Here is a 15961-nt window from a genome sequence, read left to right on the forward strand (position 1 = left end):
GCGTAGGCCGCGTCGGGTAGCGCCGAGGACGCTCAGGCGGCGTCGTGCAGTACCAGGCCGAGCGTGCGACGCAGGCCCGATCGGACGGTGCTCACGCCGTGCCGGACCGGCGCCCGCGACCATCCGCGCGCCGACCGGATCGGTCGGTCGCGGGTGGTGAAGATCAGCGCGTGGCCTTGCTCGAGCACGGTGACGGTGCCCCGCGACTGCGCGCGGGGCCGTTGTTCGACCAACAGGAACTCGCCGCCGGTGTAGTCGACGCCCGCCCGGTCGAGCCCGATCGCGACCTGCAGTGGGAACACGAGGTCGCCGTAGAGATCGCGATGCAGGGCGTTCCAGTCGCCGGTGGTGTAGCGCAGCATCAGCGGGGTGGGGTCGGTCTGGCCGGCCGCGTGGCACATGTCGAGCCAGTCGTCGAAGTCGTCGGGCCAGGGTGCCGGATCGCCGAGGCGTTCGGCCCACGAGCGCGCGACGGGGAGCAGCTGCCGGTAGAACGCCGAGCGCAGGTGTGCGACGGCGTCGGGGACGGGTGAGCCGAAGTACTTGTAGGTGCCGTGCCCGTACCCGTAGCGGCTCATGTCGACCGTGGTACGGAAGCGGGCGTCGTCGTCCCACAGGGCCGCGAGTTCGGTGCATTCGTCGTCGCTCAACAGCGGCCCGGTGAGGGCGCAGCCGTTCTCGTCGAGCTCGCTCGTCAGCTCGGGCAGGTTCAGTGCGTCGACGCGCGACTGCAGACTGTCGATGGTCTTCACAGGGCTCTCCTCGATCGGCACGGACACTCGTAGGGAAGACGTCGCTGCCGTCGGGAATGTGAGTACCCGGAACCGGAAAGGATCAGCGCGGCCGGTCGTCGACGAGTTTGTGCAGCAGATCGGACAGTCGTGCGCGTTCCTCGGCGTCGAGCCGGTCGAACATCTCGACGGCGTCGGCATCGCGGGCCGAGGCCAGTTCGGCCCGGATCCTGCGGCCCTCGTCGGTCAGCCGCACGCAGACCGCGCGTCGGTCGGCGGGATCGGGGAGTCGCTCGGTGAGACCCCGCGACTCCAGGCGGTCGACGACCTCGGTGGCCGAGCGGGGGACGATGCGCAGTTCCTTGGCCACGGCGCCGAGGCGGATGGGGTCGTCGGCGCGTCCGATGACGTCGAGCGCCCGGTACTCGTGGGGTGACAATCCCCACGGCTGGAGGAGGTCGTGCCAGCGTCGGCGCAGCGTACGCGTGGTGGTGAGGAGGAGATCGCGCAGTGCGACGGGTGAATCCGGCATGGTGGTCACATTACCTCACTTGACGGTTAACCCTCAATGAGGCAACCTCAACAAGTACGAGTCACGAACCACGAATCGAGGTGGCGCACATGATGCAGCCCCCACCCACTCTCGGCGGCAAGCCGGGCAGCCGCGGCAGGATCGACAAGAAGGATCTCGAGCAGCTCCGCGAGGCCCCGGTGAGCCTGCGCCGTATCGGCGACCTCTTCGCGCCCTATCGGTGGAAGATCACCCTCGTCGTCGCGCTCATCATCGCCTCGTCGGTGATCTCCCTCGCGACGCCCTTCCTCGTCCGCGCCGTCATCGACGATGCCATCCCGCACCAGAACGTGAGCCTGCTGTTGTGGGCCGTCGGCGGCATGCTGGCCGTCACCGTCGCGAGCTCGCTCCTGTCCGTCGTCCAGACCTGGATCTCCACGACCGTCGGCCAGAACGTCATGCACGGTCTGCGTACCCGGGTCTTCTCCCACCTGCAGCGACAGTCGCTGAATTTCTTCACCCGCACCCGCGGCGGTGAGATCCAGTCGCGGCTGACCAACGACATCGGTGGCATGCAGTCCGTGGTCACCAACACCGCGACCTCACTGGCGTCCAACGTCACCACCGTCGTCGGCACGGCGATCGCCATGGCGGTCCTCAGCTGGCGACTGGCTCTGCTCTCCCTGATCGTGCTCCCGCCGGCCATCTGGCTCACGCGCCGGGTCGCGCTCATGCGCCGCGCCGTCACCGCCCGTCAGCAACGGCGCCTCGCCGACATGCAGTCGCAGATCGACGAAGGGCTGTCGGTCAGCGGCGTGCTGCTCGTCAAGACGCTGGGCACCGGCCCGGCCCTGTCCGACAAGTTCGCCCGCACGTCGGAGGAACTCGCCGATCTCGAGGTGCACGCGCAGTTGTCCGGCCGCTGGCGCATGGCCACGATGAACATCGTCTTCGCGGCGATCCCCGCCGTCCTCTATCTCGTCGCCGGTCTGCCGGCCACCTCGGGCGGCATGACGATCGGCACCCTGGTGGCCTTCACCGGCTTGCAGGGCGCGCTGTTCCGGCCGCTGATGAGCCTGCTCGACGTCGGTGTCTCCGTCACCAGTTCGCTGGCCCTGTTCAGCCGCATCTTCGAATACCTCGACCTTCCGGTCGACGTCGACGACCCGCGTGATCCGGTGCCCGTCGACCCTGCGACCGTCGCCGGCCGGGTGCGGTTCGAGAACGTGAGCTTCCGCTACGAAGGAGCGCACCGCAACGCCCTCGACGGCATCGATCTCGACGTCCCGGCGGGGGCGCAGGTCGCGCTCGTCGGCGAGACCGGCTCGGGCAAGACCACGCTCGGCTCGCTCGTTGCACGACTGTACGACCCGGTCGAGGGACGCGTGAGCATCGACGGTGTCGACCTGCGCGACATGAGGCTCGCCGATCTCGCCGGACTGGTCGGCGTGGTGTCGCAGGAGACCTACCTCCTCCACGCGACCGTCCGGGAGAACCTGCGCTACGCGAAGCCGGACGCGACCGACGACGAGATCGAGGCCGCGGCCCGCGCCGCACACATCCACGACCTGATCGTCTCGCTGCCGGACGGCTACGACACCGTCGTCGGCGCCCGCGGATACCGCTTCTCGGGTGGTGAGAAACAGCGACTGGCGATCGCCCGCACGCTCCTGCGCGACCCGCGTGTCCTCGTGCTCGACGAGGCGACCAGCGCCCTCGACAACGACACCGAGCACGCCGTGCAGCAGGCCCTCGACGCCGCGCGCAGCGGACGCACGACCATCACCATCGCGCACCGGCTCTCGACCGTGCGGAACGCCGACGAGATCGTGGTCCTCGACCGGGGCCACATCGTCGAACGCGGAACGCACGACGACCTCGTCGCCCGCGGTGGCCGCTACGCAATCCTCGCCGCTCGAGCCGAACGGGGTGAAGTCATCCCGTCGTCGCGGAGCGAGATCAGTCCTCCAGAGTGGCCGCGAGGGCGCGCCGCAGTTCGTTCCGGCTGATCTTGCCCACTCCCGTGACCGGGAAGGCGCCGACGAACTGCACCTTGTCGGGGATCTTGTAGTCGGCCAGCCCTCGCTCCCTCAGGAACTTCTTGAGCGCGAGGGCCTTCGGCGCTTCCCCCTCGGTGACGACGAAGGCGCAGGTGCGCTCGCCGAGATACTTGTCGGGCATCGACACCACCGCCGCGTCGAGCACGGCCGGGTGCGCGATCAGATGATTCTCGACCTCCTCGGCCGCGATCTTCTCGCCACCGCGATTGATCTGGTCCTTCGCGCGTCCCTCGACGACGATGTAGCCGTGCTCGGTGAGCCGGACGATGTCGCCGGTGCGGTAGAAGCCGTCCGGGGTGAATGCCATCGAATTGTGTTCCGGCGCATTGTAGTAGCCCTGGATCGTGTACGGGCCGCGGGTGAGCAGGTGGCCGGTGGTGCCCGCGGCGACGGGCTCGTCCGTGTCGTCGACGACGCGGATCTCGTCGTCGGGGCTGATCGGCCGGCCCTGGGTGGTGACGATGGTGTCCTCGTCGTCGTCGAGCCGGGTGTAGTTGACGAGACCCTCCGCCATACCGAAGACCTGCTGCAGCGTGCAGCCGAGTTCGGGGCGAACGCGTTTGGCGGCCTCGGCCGGGAACTTCGCACCACCGACCTGCAGCACCTCGAGCGACGACAGGTCGCGTTCGGTGCGGGCCCGCGCCGACAGCCACGCCTGCGCGAGGGGCGGGACGAGCGACGCCATCGTCACGCCCTCGCTCTCGATGAGGGCGAACGCGGTGTCGGGGCTCGGATCCGGAGCGAGGACGACGGTGCCGCCGGCGTGCAGCACACCGAGGATGCCCGGCGAGCTCATCGGGAAGTTGTGCGCCGCCGGCAGCGCGACCAGCATGCGGGTGTTCTCGTCCACTCCGCAGATCACCGCGGATTCGCGCACGGAGTACAGGTAATCGGCGTGGGTGCGGGGGATGAGCTTCGACGTTCCGGTCGTGCCACCCGACAGCTGCAGGAAGGCAACGTTTCCGGCGTCGTTCTCCGTGATCGGCGCCGCTTCGCGGTCGCGCAACGACCCGAGCGCAGTGAATTCCTCGGCCTCACCGGCGACCACGACCACCGGCGGATTCTCCATCTCGGAGGCGACCTGCCGGGCGAGCACGCGGTAGTCGAATCCGCCGTGTTCGGCGGCGATCACGTACGCTGCGGCGTCGCTGAACCGGCAGAAGTAGCCGATCTCCGACGCGCGGTGCGCGGGCAGGGAGAAGACGGGGAGCGCACCGAGGCGGAAGACCGCGAAGAGCACTTCGGTGTACTCGACGATGTTCGGCAACTGCAGGACTACTCGGTCGCCCTTCCGGACCCCGAGGTCGGCGAGACCGGCGGCGACGCGGGCCGAGGCGTCGTCGAGTTCGCGGTAGGTGATGCGCCGCCAGGTGCCCGTCGCGTCGTGTCCGACGACGGCGATGCGACCGGCGAACCGGGCGGCGCGGGCCGGGAGGAATTCGCCGAAGGTCTCGTTCGTCCAGTAACCGGCTGCGCGATACCGCTCGGCGAACTCCTCGGGGTAGCGGGCGGTGTCGGCGAGCGGCGTGCGCTCGAAACCGGTTGTCACGGAACGTTTCCTTTCGGGATCAGGGTCGATGCAGGTCTGTCGGTCAGGCGCGGAGGGTGGCGCCGCCGTCGATGTAGAGCGCCTGCATGGTGATGTGACGAGCACGATCGGACAGCAGGAACTCGATGGCCTCGGCGATGTCGGCGGGCTCGGCGATGCGGCCGAGGGGGATGCCGACCTTGAACTGCGACAGGTCACCTTCGATGGCGCTGCGTGCGCCGGCGTCGTCGTTGGGGTCCTCCCACAGCGAGCGCTGCATGGCGGTGTCGGTGGAACCCGGCGCGACGATGTTGGCGCGGATCCCGTATTGCGCCAGCTCGAGTCCGAGGATCCGGACGATCATCGTGGACGCGGCCTTGGACGATCCGTAGGCGCCCATGCCCATGCGTGGCACGCCCGCGGAGTTCGATCCGACGACGACGATCGAACCCGACCTCCGCTCCCGCATGGCCCGTCCGACCGAACGCAGGACCGACAGCAGGCCGGTGACGTTGACGTCGTACATGTGCTGCCAGTCCTCGGGATCGGAGTCGAGCACCGAGCCCGTGGTGAAGACACCTGCGACGTGCGCGAGATGCTCGATCGGTCCGTGCTCGGATTCGATGTTCTCGACGAGGTAGGCGACGGCGTCGTGGTCGCGGATGTCGACGGGGTAGGTGGGGACGGAGCCGCCGAGCAGCGCGACAGTCTTGCGCAGTCCTTCGGCCTTGCGGTCGGCGAGCACGAGACGGTGACCGGCACGCGCCAGGGCCTCGGCGGTCGCGCGGCCGATACCCTGCGCGGCTCCGACGACGAGCGTGACGGGGGATGGTGCGGCCTCGGTCATCGGAGTACTCCCAGTGCATCGAGGACGGTGCCGAACTTGACGGTCGTCTCGGCCAGTTCGTCGGCAGGGTCGGAGTCGGCGACGATACCGCCCCCGGCGTAGGCCGTGAGCCCGACACCGTCGGCATCGAGGACGGCGCAGCGGATCGTGACCAACCATTCGCCGTCGCCCGCGGCGTCGCACCATCCGAGGGCACCGGCGTAGAAGCCCCGGTCACCCTCGGTCGCGAGGATCAGATCGCGGGCGGCCGCGGTCGGCGTGCCGCAGATCGCGGGGGTGGGGTGCACCGCGAGTGCGAGATCGAGGGCCGTGACACCCGGATCGTGCAGGCGACCCTCGATGGGAGTGCCGAGATGCCACAGCTGGCGCGTGCTCGTCACGGTCGGCTGCTCGGGGATGTCGAGGTCGACACACAACGGTTCGAGCGCGGCGCGGATCGCATCGATCACGTGCGCGTGCTCGGCGAGGTTCTTCGCGGAGCCGGCGAGCCTGTCGGCCGTCGCCCGATCGATCCCGGGGTCGCAATGCCGCGGTGCGGATCCGGCGAGGGGGTGAGCGGTGACCCGATCTCCGCGACGGCGCACGAGCACCTCCGGGCTCGACCCAACCAGGTGACGTCCCGTCCACACGCCACCGGCTGCTGTGAGGTCGACGAGGAAGCCGTTGTGCAGCGGATCGTTTCGCGTGAGAGCGACGAGGAGGTCGTGCGGGGTGACGGGCCGGTCGGCGCGCAGGGCGAGTGCCCGGGCCAGGACCACCTTGAGAAGGTCGTTGTCGTCCGAGCGGAGCAGGCGCAGTACGGTCTCGACCCGATCGATGTGCTCGCCTTCCGACGGCAATGCGCCCGTGATCGTGATCGGGGGCAGGTCGGCGGCCGGTGCGTCGTAGTGCGCGGGGGAGTGATGGAGTGTGCTCGGAGCGGTCAGTGCGGCCGGACCGTCGGGTGCGAAGGGCAGTGCTCCGACGATCGCGGCGACCTGTCCGGTGCGCAGGGCGTCGGCGGCGGCGGACGCGCGGTCGAAGTGTTCGCTCACGCCTTCGGCGATCACCGTGCCGTGCGGGCGGGACAGGACGAACGGGTGCGCGACGGGCCGCTCGGCCCGGTCGGTAGCGGTTGCGCCGAGGACCGGCACTTGCATTCTCGTACCTTCCGGTTGAGGAGGTCTGCTGGCAGGACCGCGCCACAGGACACACGATCACTGAGCAACATATACGGTAAGCCTAACCTTTGGTACTGTGCCCTCCGGCGCCGCAGCGCGCACATCAGCGGATTCCGTTCCCAGCCAATCGTTTCGATCGAAGGAAAGAGGATCTCCAGTGCCCCTAGCCGGACCGGACGCCTCACGGCTCGCTCTGTCGCGCGCACAGTCGGGCGTATGGTTCGCCCAGCAACTGAACCCCGACAACCCGCTGTTCAACACCTCGGAATGCATCGAACTGCGAGGCGCGGTCGACGAGGAAGCGCTGGTCACAGCGGTTTCCAAGGCGGCATCCGAGGCCGAGGTGCTGGTCGCGGGGTTCGAGACCCTCGCCGACGGTACAGTCGTCCGGATTCCCGGTGCGCGCACACTCGATCTCGCCCCGACCGTCGACTTCACCTCCGCGGCGGACCCCTGGCAGGCGGCCCACGAGTGGATGGCGCGCGACCTCGAGCGGCCCGTCGACCTGTCGGTGGATCCGTGCGTCCGGGCCGCGGTCCTGCGACTCGCCGACGATCACGTCCTGCTCTACCTGCGTGCCCATCACATCGTCCTCGACGCCTTCGGGTTCTCGCTGTTCAACCGGCGCATCGCCGAGCGCTACAGCGCCGCGGTCGCCGGTACGGAAGTTGCTGCCGCACGGTTCGATTCGGTCGAATCGGTGATACGGGAAGAATCGGACTATCGCGACTCGGCCGACTTCGACGCAGACCGTGACTTCTGGAACGCGTACCTCGACGGCGTGGACGAAGCGGTCGCCCTGCGGCCCGGCCCGGGTGGCATCGCGCGGCGCTCCCGTGGCACGCGCTTCACCCTCGACGCCGACCGGCAGCGCGGTCTGGTGGCTCTCGGCAAGGAGGTCGGCGCGAGTTGGGGTGACGCGGTCACCGCGCTCGTCGCCGCCTACCTGCGCGGAGTTACCGGCCGCGAGGACCTCACACTCGGTTTCCCCGTCATGAACCGGCTCGGCAGCGCCGCACTGCGGGTGCCGATCACCGCGGTCAATGTCGTTCCGCTGCGCCTGAATCCGACCGCATCGGCCACGCTCGTCGAGCTCGTCGCGCAGGTGCGCGACGGAGTGGCGCTGTGCCGCAACCACTATCGTTACCGCACCGAGGACATACAGCGCGACCTGCGACTACCGACCAGGTCCCGCGGCGTCATCGGCCCGTCGGTCAACGTCAAACCGTTCGGCGACTCGCTCCGGTTCGGCGACGTGCGTGCGGCCGTGCACTCGGTCGCCCGAGGACCCCTGCAGGACTTCATGGTCACCGTGCGGCCCCTCGACGGCAGTGCCGGACTCGAAGTGTTCGTCGACGTCGACGCCGACGTCTACAGCGAGGCGGATCTGACGATCCACACCGAGCGGCTGGAGATGCTGTTCGGTTCGGTGGCCGAGCGGGATCTGCACACCCCGCTCGCGCAGGTGTCCGTCCTGACCGCCGCCGAGCGACGGACGATCCTCGACGACTGGAGCCACAGCCCGGACATCCCGTTCGACCCCGGCCTGACCCTCGTCGACCTGCTGCGGGAGAGGATCGAGGCGGCCCCCGACGCACCGGCAGCGGCGGACGCCCGTGTGACGCTCACCTACGCGCAGTTCGGCGCGCGGGTGCACCGCCTGGCCCGCCACCTCGTCTCGAGCTTCGATCTCGGCCGGCCGCACGCGCGGGTGGCCCTCGCGCTGCCCCGCACCGTCGACGCGCTGATCGCGATCCACGCCGTCCTCGAGACCGGCGCCGCCTACGTCCCGCTCGACGTCGATCAGCCCCTCGAACGCCTCGCCCACATCCTCGGCTCCACCGACCCCGTCTGCATCCTCACCACCCACACGACCGACGACCGGGTCGCCGAGGTGACGGGGGTGCCGAAGCGCGTCGTGCTCGAGGATCTCGACCTCGACGCCGTGTCCGACGCTCCGCTCGACGACTCGGAGCGCGGCCCGCTGACACCCGACTCGATCGCCTACGTGATCCATACGTCCGGCTCCACCGGCAGACCTAAGGGCGTCGTCGTACCCCACCGTGGGCTGGTCAACCTGTTCCACAGCCACCGCGCCCAGGTGTTCACCCGTGCCGCCCGCGAGGCCGGCCGCGAATCCGTCCGCCTCGGACTGGCCTGGTCGCTCGCATTCGACGCGTCGTGGCAGCCGTTGCTGTGGATGCTCGCCGGGCACACCGTCGACATCGTCGACGAGGCGACTCAGCGCGACCCGGCGGCACTCGCACGCCGCGCCCTCGACGAGGGATGGGATTTCGTCGAGTTCTCACCGGGCCGGCTCGAGCAGTTCGTCGACGACGGCCTGTTCCCGGACGGCACCGTGCCCACCCTCGGTTTCGGCGGCGACGCCGTCTCCGAGCGGTTGTGGAGCCGCCTGCGCGAACGCCGGGGTGCGGCCTTCAACTTCTACGGCCCCACCGAGTGCAGCGTAGACGTCCTCGTCGCGGAGGTCGCCGACGCCGAGACACCGGTCGTCGGCCGTCCCGTCGCCAACCTGCGCGTCCACGTCCTCGACGCGGGACTCGCACCCGTGCCCGCCGGAACCGAAGGTGAGCTGTACGTGGCCGGACCGGGCGTGGTCCGGGGATATCTCGACGCACCCGCCCTCACCGCCACGAGGTTCGTCGCGAATCCGTACTCGGCGGACGCCTCCGGTCCGTACGCCCGCCTGTACCGCACCGGCGATCTCGTCCAGTGGACCGAGGACGGCCGCCTCGCCTACCGCGGCCGGGTCGACAACCAGGTCAAGGTCCGAGGATTCCGCATCGAACTCGGCGAGGTCGACACCGCTCTGCTGCGCATCCCCGGTGTCTCCCGCGCCGCGACCGTGGTGCGCACCGATCCCTCCGATACCGCGCAGCTCGTCGGTTATCTCGTCGGACAAGACGTGCCCGAACCGGTCGAGGCCCGCCGTCTCGTCGCCGAGTTCCTGCCCGGGTACATGGTTCCCGCGGCCCTCGTCGTCCTCGACGAGATGCCGTTGACCTCCAACGGCAAGCTCGACCGCACGGCGCTGCCCGAACCGGACTTCTCGTCGATGGTCTCGTCCCGCGTCGCGGAGACCGAGACCGAACGGGCACTGTGCCGGATCTACGCCGACATCCTAGGCCTCGACACGGTGGGCGCGGACGACGACTTCTTCGCCCTCGGCGGGCACTCGCTCAGCGCCGCGACACTGCTCGCCCGCATCCGTGACGAGCTCGGTGTGGAGTTGCCGATCCGGACGGTCTTCGATCATCCGCAGGTCGTCGCGCTCGCCGCGCACTGTGGAGACCACCCGACCGCCGCTCCGGCCGGACCGGCGCTCGTCCCGCGCGGTGAGAACGATCCGGCGGCCCTGTCCCTTGCACCACTGTCGTATGCGCAGCAGCGGCTGTGGTTCATGTACCGCATGGAAGGGCCCAGTCCGACCTACAACGTCCCCATCACGGTGGACCTGCACGGACCGGTCGACCCGGATGCTTTGCGGCAGGCGGTCTCCGACGTGCTCGCGCGCCACGAGAGTCTGCGCACCGTTCTCGTCGAACGCGACGGCGTGGGGATGCAGCAGGTGCGCGGAGTGGAAGAAGTTGCCGGGGTTGCCGTTCCCTTCGCGGTCGAGGCCGTCGACCGCGACGCGCTCACCGGACGCCTGCATTCCGAGGCCCGGCACGCGTTCGATCTCGAACGCGAGATCCCGTTGCGGATCCGGTTGTTCACGATCGCGCCCGACGAGCACGTGATGCTTGTGCTCGCCCACCACATCGCGAGCGACGAACTGTCCACGCCGCTGCTGCTGCGCGATCTCGGCACCTTCTACTCCGCACACGTCCGTGGCGACTCCCACGAGCCTGCACCGCTGCCCGTGCAGTACGCCGACTACGCGATCTGGCAACGCGAACTGCTCGGCGAACAGAACGACGAGAACTCGCTCTCCGCACGACAACTCGCGTTCTGGCGCGAGGAGCTCGACGGTCTCCCGGCCGAACTCGACCTCCCCGCCGACCGCCCGCGCCCGACCGTGGCCTCCTACGCGGGTGGCGGTGTCGAGCACCGGATCCCCGCCGACCGCGCAGCGACGATCCGGGAGGCCGCGCGCACGACCGGCACCACGATGTTCATGATGGTGCACGCGGCGGTCGCGGTCGCGCTGTCGCACAGCGGCGCGGGCGAGGACATCCCGCTCGGATCGCCCACCGCGGGACGGCCCGCACCCGAACTCGAGGACCTCGTCGGCTTCTTCGTCAACATGGTGGTGCTGCGCACCGACCTCTCGGGCGACCCCACGGTGCGGGAGCTGCTCGCCCGGATCAAGGACACCGACGTCGCGGCGTACTCGCACCAGGACGTCCCGTTCGACCGCGTCGTGGAGACCCTCAACCCCGAGCGCAGCGCCGCCCGGCACCCCCTGTTCCAGGTGATGGTGCAGTATCAGAGCCCGCCCGCCATCACGGGATTCGACGAGCTGACGCCGACACCCTCGTTCGTCGCGAACGACACCGCGATGTTCGACCTCACCTTCGATGTCATCGAGGAATCCGGCGGCGATCTGTGCGTGCGCGTCGAGTACGCCCGCGACCTGTTCGACGAGTCGTCCGCCGAGGCCTTCGCCGCGCGGGTCGAGCGGGCGTTCGCCGCGGTATGTGCCGATCCGGACGCGAGGCTCTCGCAGCTCGATCTGCTCACCGGCTCCGAGCGCGAGGTGCTGCGTGCCGGTGATGCCACCGCGCTCCCGGACCCGTCCGGCCCGCACCGTGGCAGCGCCGACGGCTCGGCGACCCGCAGCCTGCCCGCACTGTTCGCCCGCACCGTGGAGCGCTACGGCGACGAGGCCGCGCTGGTCACCCCGTCGAGTCGCCTGACCTTCCGCGATCTCGACGCGTGGTCCGACCGGATCGCCCGTCACCTCGTCGCCGACGGGATCGGCCCCGACAACGTCGTGGGACTGAGTCTTCCGCGGGAATCCGTGCTGGTCGCAGCGATCCTCGGCGTGTGGAAGTCGGGAGCGGCCTATCTGGTGCTCGACCCGGAACAGCCGGCGGAGCGGAACGAGTACATGCTCCGCGACGCCGGTGTGGGTGTCGTGCTCGATGCCGACGCGGTCGATTCGATCACCGATCACCGCCCGGATGCGCGCCGCCCGGATGTGCACCTGCCGGTCGTGCACCCGGACACCACCGCCTATCTCGTCTACACCTCCGGATCCACCGGCACCCCGAAGGGTGTGGTGGTACCGCACCGCGGTGTCGTGAACCTGTGGGAGACGGTGCGCACCCGTACCGTCGGCGATCCCGCGACGCGCCGACGCACCGTGCTGCTGAGCTACACCTTCGCGTTCGACTCGTCCGTCGAGCCTCTCCTCGCGATGCTGGGCGGCCACACCGTGCACGTGCTCGCCGAGGACCTCATGGCCGATGCCGAGGGGATCGTCCGGTACGTCCGGAGGCACCGCATCGACGCACTCGATTGCGGTCCGGTGCTCGCCGGTCGCCTGCTCACCGAGGGGCTCCTCGACCCCGCCGCGCCGCACCGTCCCGAGTCCATGGTGCTCGGCGGCGAGGCGGTACCGGGTGAGCTGTGGTCGCAGCTCGCTGCGGAAACCGATGTGCGCGTGAGCAACATGTACGGTCCGACGGAATGCACCGTCGACGCGACCGGCGTCGTACTCACCCCGGGCAGCACCCCGAACATCGGAACGCCGATCCACGGCGGCCGGGTGTACGTCCTCGACGCGCACCTGCGGCAGGTGCCCCCGGGCGTGCCCGGCGAACTGTACGTCGGCGGCCCGCACGTCACCCGCGGCTATCTCGGCCGGAGCGCGCAGACCGCGGGACGGTTCGTGGCCGACCCCTTCGGCACCGGCGGCGAGCGCCTGTACCGCACCGGCGATCTGGTGCGCTGGAGGATCTCCGGCACCGACGGCCCGGTGCTCGACTACCTCGGCCGCACCGACGACCAGGTGAAGATCCGCGGCTTCCGCATCGAACTCGGTGAGATCGAGACCGTGCTCGGCGGCCATCCCGCGGTGAGTGCCGCGGCGGTCGTGGTCCGCGAGGACGAACCGGGTCGAAAGCGGCTCGTCGCCTACGCGGCCGGAACGACGGACCCCGACACCCTCCGGATGTACGTCGCCGACCGGCTGCCCGACCACATGGTCCCCGCCGTCACGGTCGTGCTCGACGAGCTCCCGGTCACCCGCAACGGAAAGATCGACCGCAGAGCACTTCCCGAGCCGGTCTTCACGCCGGCCACCGAGAGTCGCCTGCCGGCGGACGAACTCGAACAACGCCTGTGCGAGCTGACGGCGTCGGTGCTCGGACTCGATGCCGTGGGCCCCGACGACGACTTCTTCGCTCTCGGTGGCGATTCGATCGTGTCCATCCAGCTGGTGTCCGCGGCGCGCGCCGCCGGGATCCGGTTCACCGCGCGGCACGTCTTCGAACACCGCAGCCCGGCGGGACTCGCCCGCGTCGCGGAGATCGAGGACGGGCCCGGGACGGTCGACGTCGAGTCGGCACTCGGGGACGTCCCGGCGACTCCGATCGTCCACGACATGCTCGACCGTGGTGGACCGTACGCCCGCTACGCGCAGTCGCGGCTGCTCCTCGCGCCCGCAGGGCTGACGCTCGACCGGCTGACCGACGGCGTCCAGGCCCTGCTCGACACGCACGACGCGTTGCGGGCCGTCTTCGATCCGCAGGCACGAGTGCTCGACGTCCGCCCGGTCGGTTCCGTCGACGCCGCCGATGTCGTGACCCGCGTGGACGTCTCGGACTCGGTCGACCTGCAGGAGGCGATCGTCGCCGCGACCGGGATCGCCTATGCCGAACTCGATCCCGCCGCCGGCGCGCTCGTGCGCGTGATCTTCTTCGACGCCGGTCCCGACGCGCCGGGACGGGTGTTCGTCGCGGTGCACCACCTCGTCGTCGACGGTGTGTCGTGGCGCATCCTGGTGCCCGATCTCGCCGGTGCGGTCGACGGTGTCGCCCCGGTGCGCGCAGGCACGTCGCTGCGCCGCTGGGCGCGGGGACTGCTCGACGGAGTGCCGGCGCGCAGATCCGAATTGTCGTTGTGGCGGCGCATCCTCGCCCCGGCGGGACGCGTGCGTCTGGCGTCCGGTGATCCGGATCCCACGCGGCACACCATGGCAGAAACCGCGAGGGTGCAGGTCGAGGTTCCTTCCGAGCTCACCGACGCGCTGCTCACCACCGTTCCCGAGCGGTTCCACACCGGTGTCGAGGACGTCCTGCTCACAGCATTGGCGCTGGCGTCCGCGCGGGTGTGCGGCGAAGGGGCGGTCGCGGTCGACCTCGAAGGGCACGGCCGTGAGGAACAGGCCGTTCCGGGGGCGGATCTGTCGCGCACGGTGGGGTGGTTCACCACGCTCTATCCGGTGCGCCTGGACGTCGCGGGACTCGATGTCGCCGACGCGTATGCCGGCGGAGCGAGCGCGGGTGACGCTCTGAAACGCGTGAAGGAACAGCTGCGGGAGATCCCGGACAGTGGAATCGGATTCGGGATGCTGCGGCATCTCGACCCAGTGGGCGGCCCGGAACTCGCGAGCGTCGGCGCTGTGGACATCGGATTCAACTATCTCGGCCGGTTCACGCTGGGCGAGACCGAAGGGCAGGCGTGGGCCGGTGCTCCGGAGGGTTCGGCGCTCGGTGGGGCCACCGAAGCCGACATGCCCGTGGCGCACGCCGTCGAGATCGGTGTGCTCACCGACGATTCCGGTGCCGAGCCGGTGCTTCGCGGGACGTTCGGGTACAGCCCCGATCTCGTTCCTGCGGAGAGAGTGTCGGCGTTGGCCGACGAGTGGATCGCGGCGCTGCGTGCGCTCGCCGGGCACGCGTCGGACGAGGACGCGGGCGGGTTCACACCGTCCGACCTCACGCTCGACGACCTCGACCAGTCGGAGATCGACGATTTCGCGCTCGAATTCGGCTGAGGACGGAGCGCTTGGCGAGGCGGTCTCTTTCGGTTAGCCTAACCAATCATGACCGGGGCAACGCGCCCCGGCGGGAGACTCTGGGAGAACAACGATGCGCGTTCTGGAACGCAAGCGCGCGCGGGGCGCCGCGGCGCTCGGCGCGGCAGCCCTGCTGGCCGTCGGACTTGTGGGATGTTCGAGCGACGGCGACAGCAGCAGCGCGGAGAGCGGCACCGACTCCGCCGCGACGCGCACCTTCGAAGCGCAGAACGGCAGCATCGAGATCCCGGCCGACCCCCAGCGGATCGTGTCCTGCGGCTACGCAACCCTCCCGCTCATCCAGGCCGGCGCGAACCTCGCCGCCGTATGCGAGTGGAGCCGCGAGCTCGACAACATGGACGAGGAGACCCTGGCCGCCTACGAGGCGCTGCCGAAGGTCGCTCCCGACGGCGCCGTCTCGGAGCTCAACTACGAGGCAGTCACCGCCGCAGATCCCGACCTCATCATCATGGGCGTCCCGGCCCGCGTGCAGGAGCAGGTCGACGTGGCCAAGCTCGAGGCGCTCGCCCCGGTGGTCTTCGTCGGGCTCACGGTTCCGGGCGAGTGGCGCGAACTCGGTGAGCAGTACGCCGATGCCGCGAACGTCAGCGACTCCTACGGGGAGTTCAAGGAGGAGTACGAGGCTCGCGCTGCCGAGATCGCCGACAAGTACGCCGACTCGCTCGGGGGCCTGAAGTTCGCCGGCGTCTGCGGTGTGTGCGGTACCGAGCCCGGTGAGTTCTCCCGCGAATACGCCTCGTCGTACACCACCAACCTGTTCGACGATCTCGGGTTCGACTTCTTCGGTGAGCCGACCGATCCCGAGGGAGTTCACGCCGAGTACCTGTCGGTCGAGCAGTTGCCCGAGAACCTCGGCGAGGCCGACGTGATCGTCTACGGTGTCGAGGCCGACGGTTCGTTGCCGCCCGAGCTGGAGGCACTGTTCGCCTCCCCGCTGTGGCAGGATCTTCCCGCCGTGAAGGCCGGCAACCTCGTCGCCGTCAAGCACTCCAGTGCAGCGACCTACGAAACCGCTCTGCTGGCACTCGATTCCATCGATGCCGAGTTGGCGAAACTTCCGGCCAACCAGAGCCAGGAGTAGTCGCTGTTGCGGGCCCGCCCCGCACCACCGACCGA

At 69.7% G+C, this 15961-nt stretch carries 8 protein-coding genes; 3 read left to right on the forward strand and 5 right to left on the reverse strand.

Features of this window, described 5'->3' with window-relative positions; translation table 11 throughout:
- Positions 1 to 32 precede the first annotated feature (32 nt).
- Entirely contained in the window at positions 33 to 752 is a 720-nt protein-coding gene (locus tag ACQR3U_RS03240; protein WP_230809687.1) for a 2OG-Fe(II) oxygenase, read from the reverse strand.
- An 82-nt stretch (positions 753 to 834) separates the two neighbouring features.
- Positions 835 to 1263, reverse strand: coding sequence for a MarR family winged helix-turn-helix transcriptional regulator (locus tag ACQR3U_RS03245; RefSeq protein ID WP_230809688.1), 429 nt, complete (start codon positions 1261 to 1263; stop codon positions 835 to 837).
- Positions 1264 to 1352: 89 nt separating this feature from the next.
- On the opposite strand from ACQR3U_RS03245, the gene ACQR3U_RS03250 reads away from it, so the two are divergent.
- Positions 1353 to 3251 carry an ABC transporter ATP-binding protein gene (locus ACQR3U_RS03250; RefSeq protein WP_230809689.1) on the forward strand — a complete coding sequence of 633 codons (1899 nt, stop codon included), beginning with the start codon at positions 1353 to 1355 and terminating at the stop codon, positions 3249 to 3251.
- On the opposite strand, the gene ACQR3U_RS03255 is transcribed toward ACQR3U_RS03250, so the two are convergent.
- From ACQR3U_RS03255 to ACQR3U_RS03265, 3 genes are read right to left on the reverse strand one after another with little or no spacing between them, the layout of a single operon-like run.
- Complete coding sequence (locus ACQR3U_RS03255) at positions 3202 to 4851, reverse strand: (2,3-dihydroxybenzoyl)adenylate synthase (RefSeq protein ID WP_230809690.1); 1650 nt, start codon at positions 4849 to 4851, stop codon at positions 3202 to 3204. The genes ACQR3U_RS03250 and ACQR3U_RS03255 overlap by 50 nt on opposite strands.
- 43 nt (positions 4852 to 4894) lie before the next feature.
- Positions 4895 to 5677 carry a 2,3-dihydro-2,3-dihydroxybenzoate dehydrogenase gene (locus tag ACQR3U_RS03260; protein ID WP_230809691.1) on the reverse strand — a complete coding sequence of 261 codons (783 nt, stop codon included), beginning with the start codon at positions 5675 to 5677 and terminating at the stop codon, positions 4895 to 4897.
- A complete protein-coding gene (locus ACQR3U_RS03265) occupies positions 5674 to 6816 on the reverse strand; it encodes an isochorismate synthase (protein ID WP_033096844.1) in 1143 nt (380 codons plus the stop codon). Before ACQR3U_RS03265 ends, ACQR3U_RS03260 begins: the two co-directional genes overlap by 4 nt.
- 178 nt (positions 6817 to 6994) lie before the next feature.
- Between ACQR3U_RS03265 and ACQR3U_RS03270 the strand changes: the two genes are divergently transcribed.
- A complete protein-coding gene (locus ACQR3U_RS03270) occupies positions 6995 to 14803 on the forward strand; it encodes a non-ribosomal peptide synthetase (protein WP_230809692.1) in 7809 nt (2602 codons plus the stop codon).
- A gap of 94 nt (positions 14804 to 14897) precedes the next feature.
- On the forward strand, positions 14898 to 15926 hold the full coding sequence (locus tag ACQR3U_RS03275) for an ABC transporter substrate-binding protein (protein WP_230809693.1): 1029 nt from the start codon (positions 14898 to 14900) through the stop codon (positions 15924 to 15926).
- Positions 15927 to 15961 lie beyond the last annotated feature (35 nt).

The organism is Rhodococcus sp. IEGM1339 (assembly GCF_050321925.1).
Taxonomy (GTDB): Bacteria; Actinomycetota; Actinomycetes; order Mycobacteriales; family Mycobacteriaceae; genus Rhodococcus; species Rhodococcus pyridinivorans.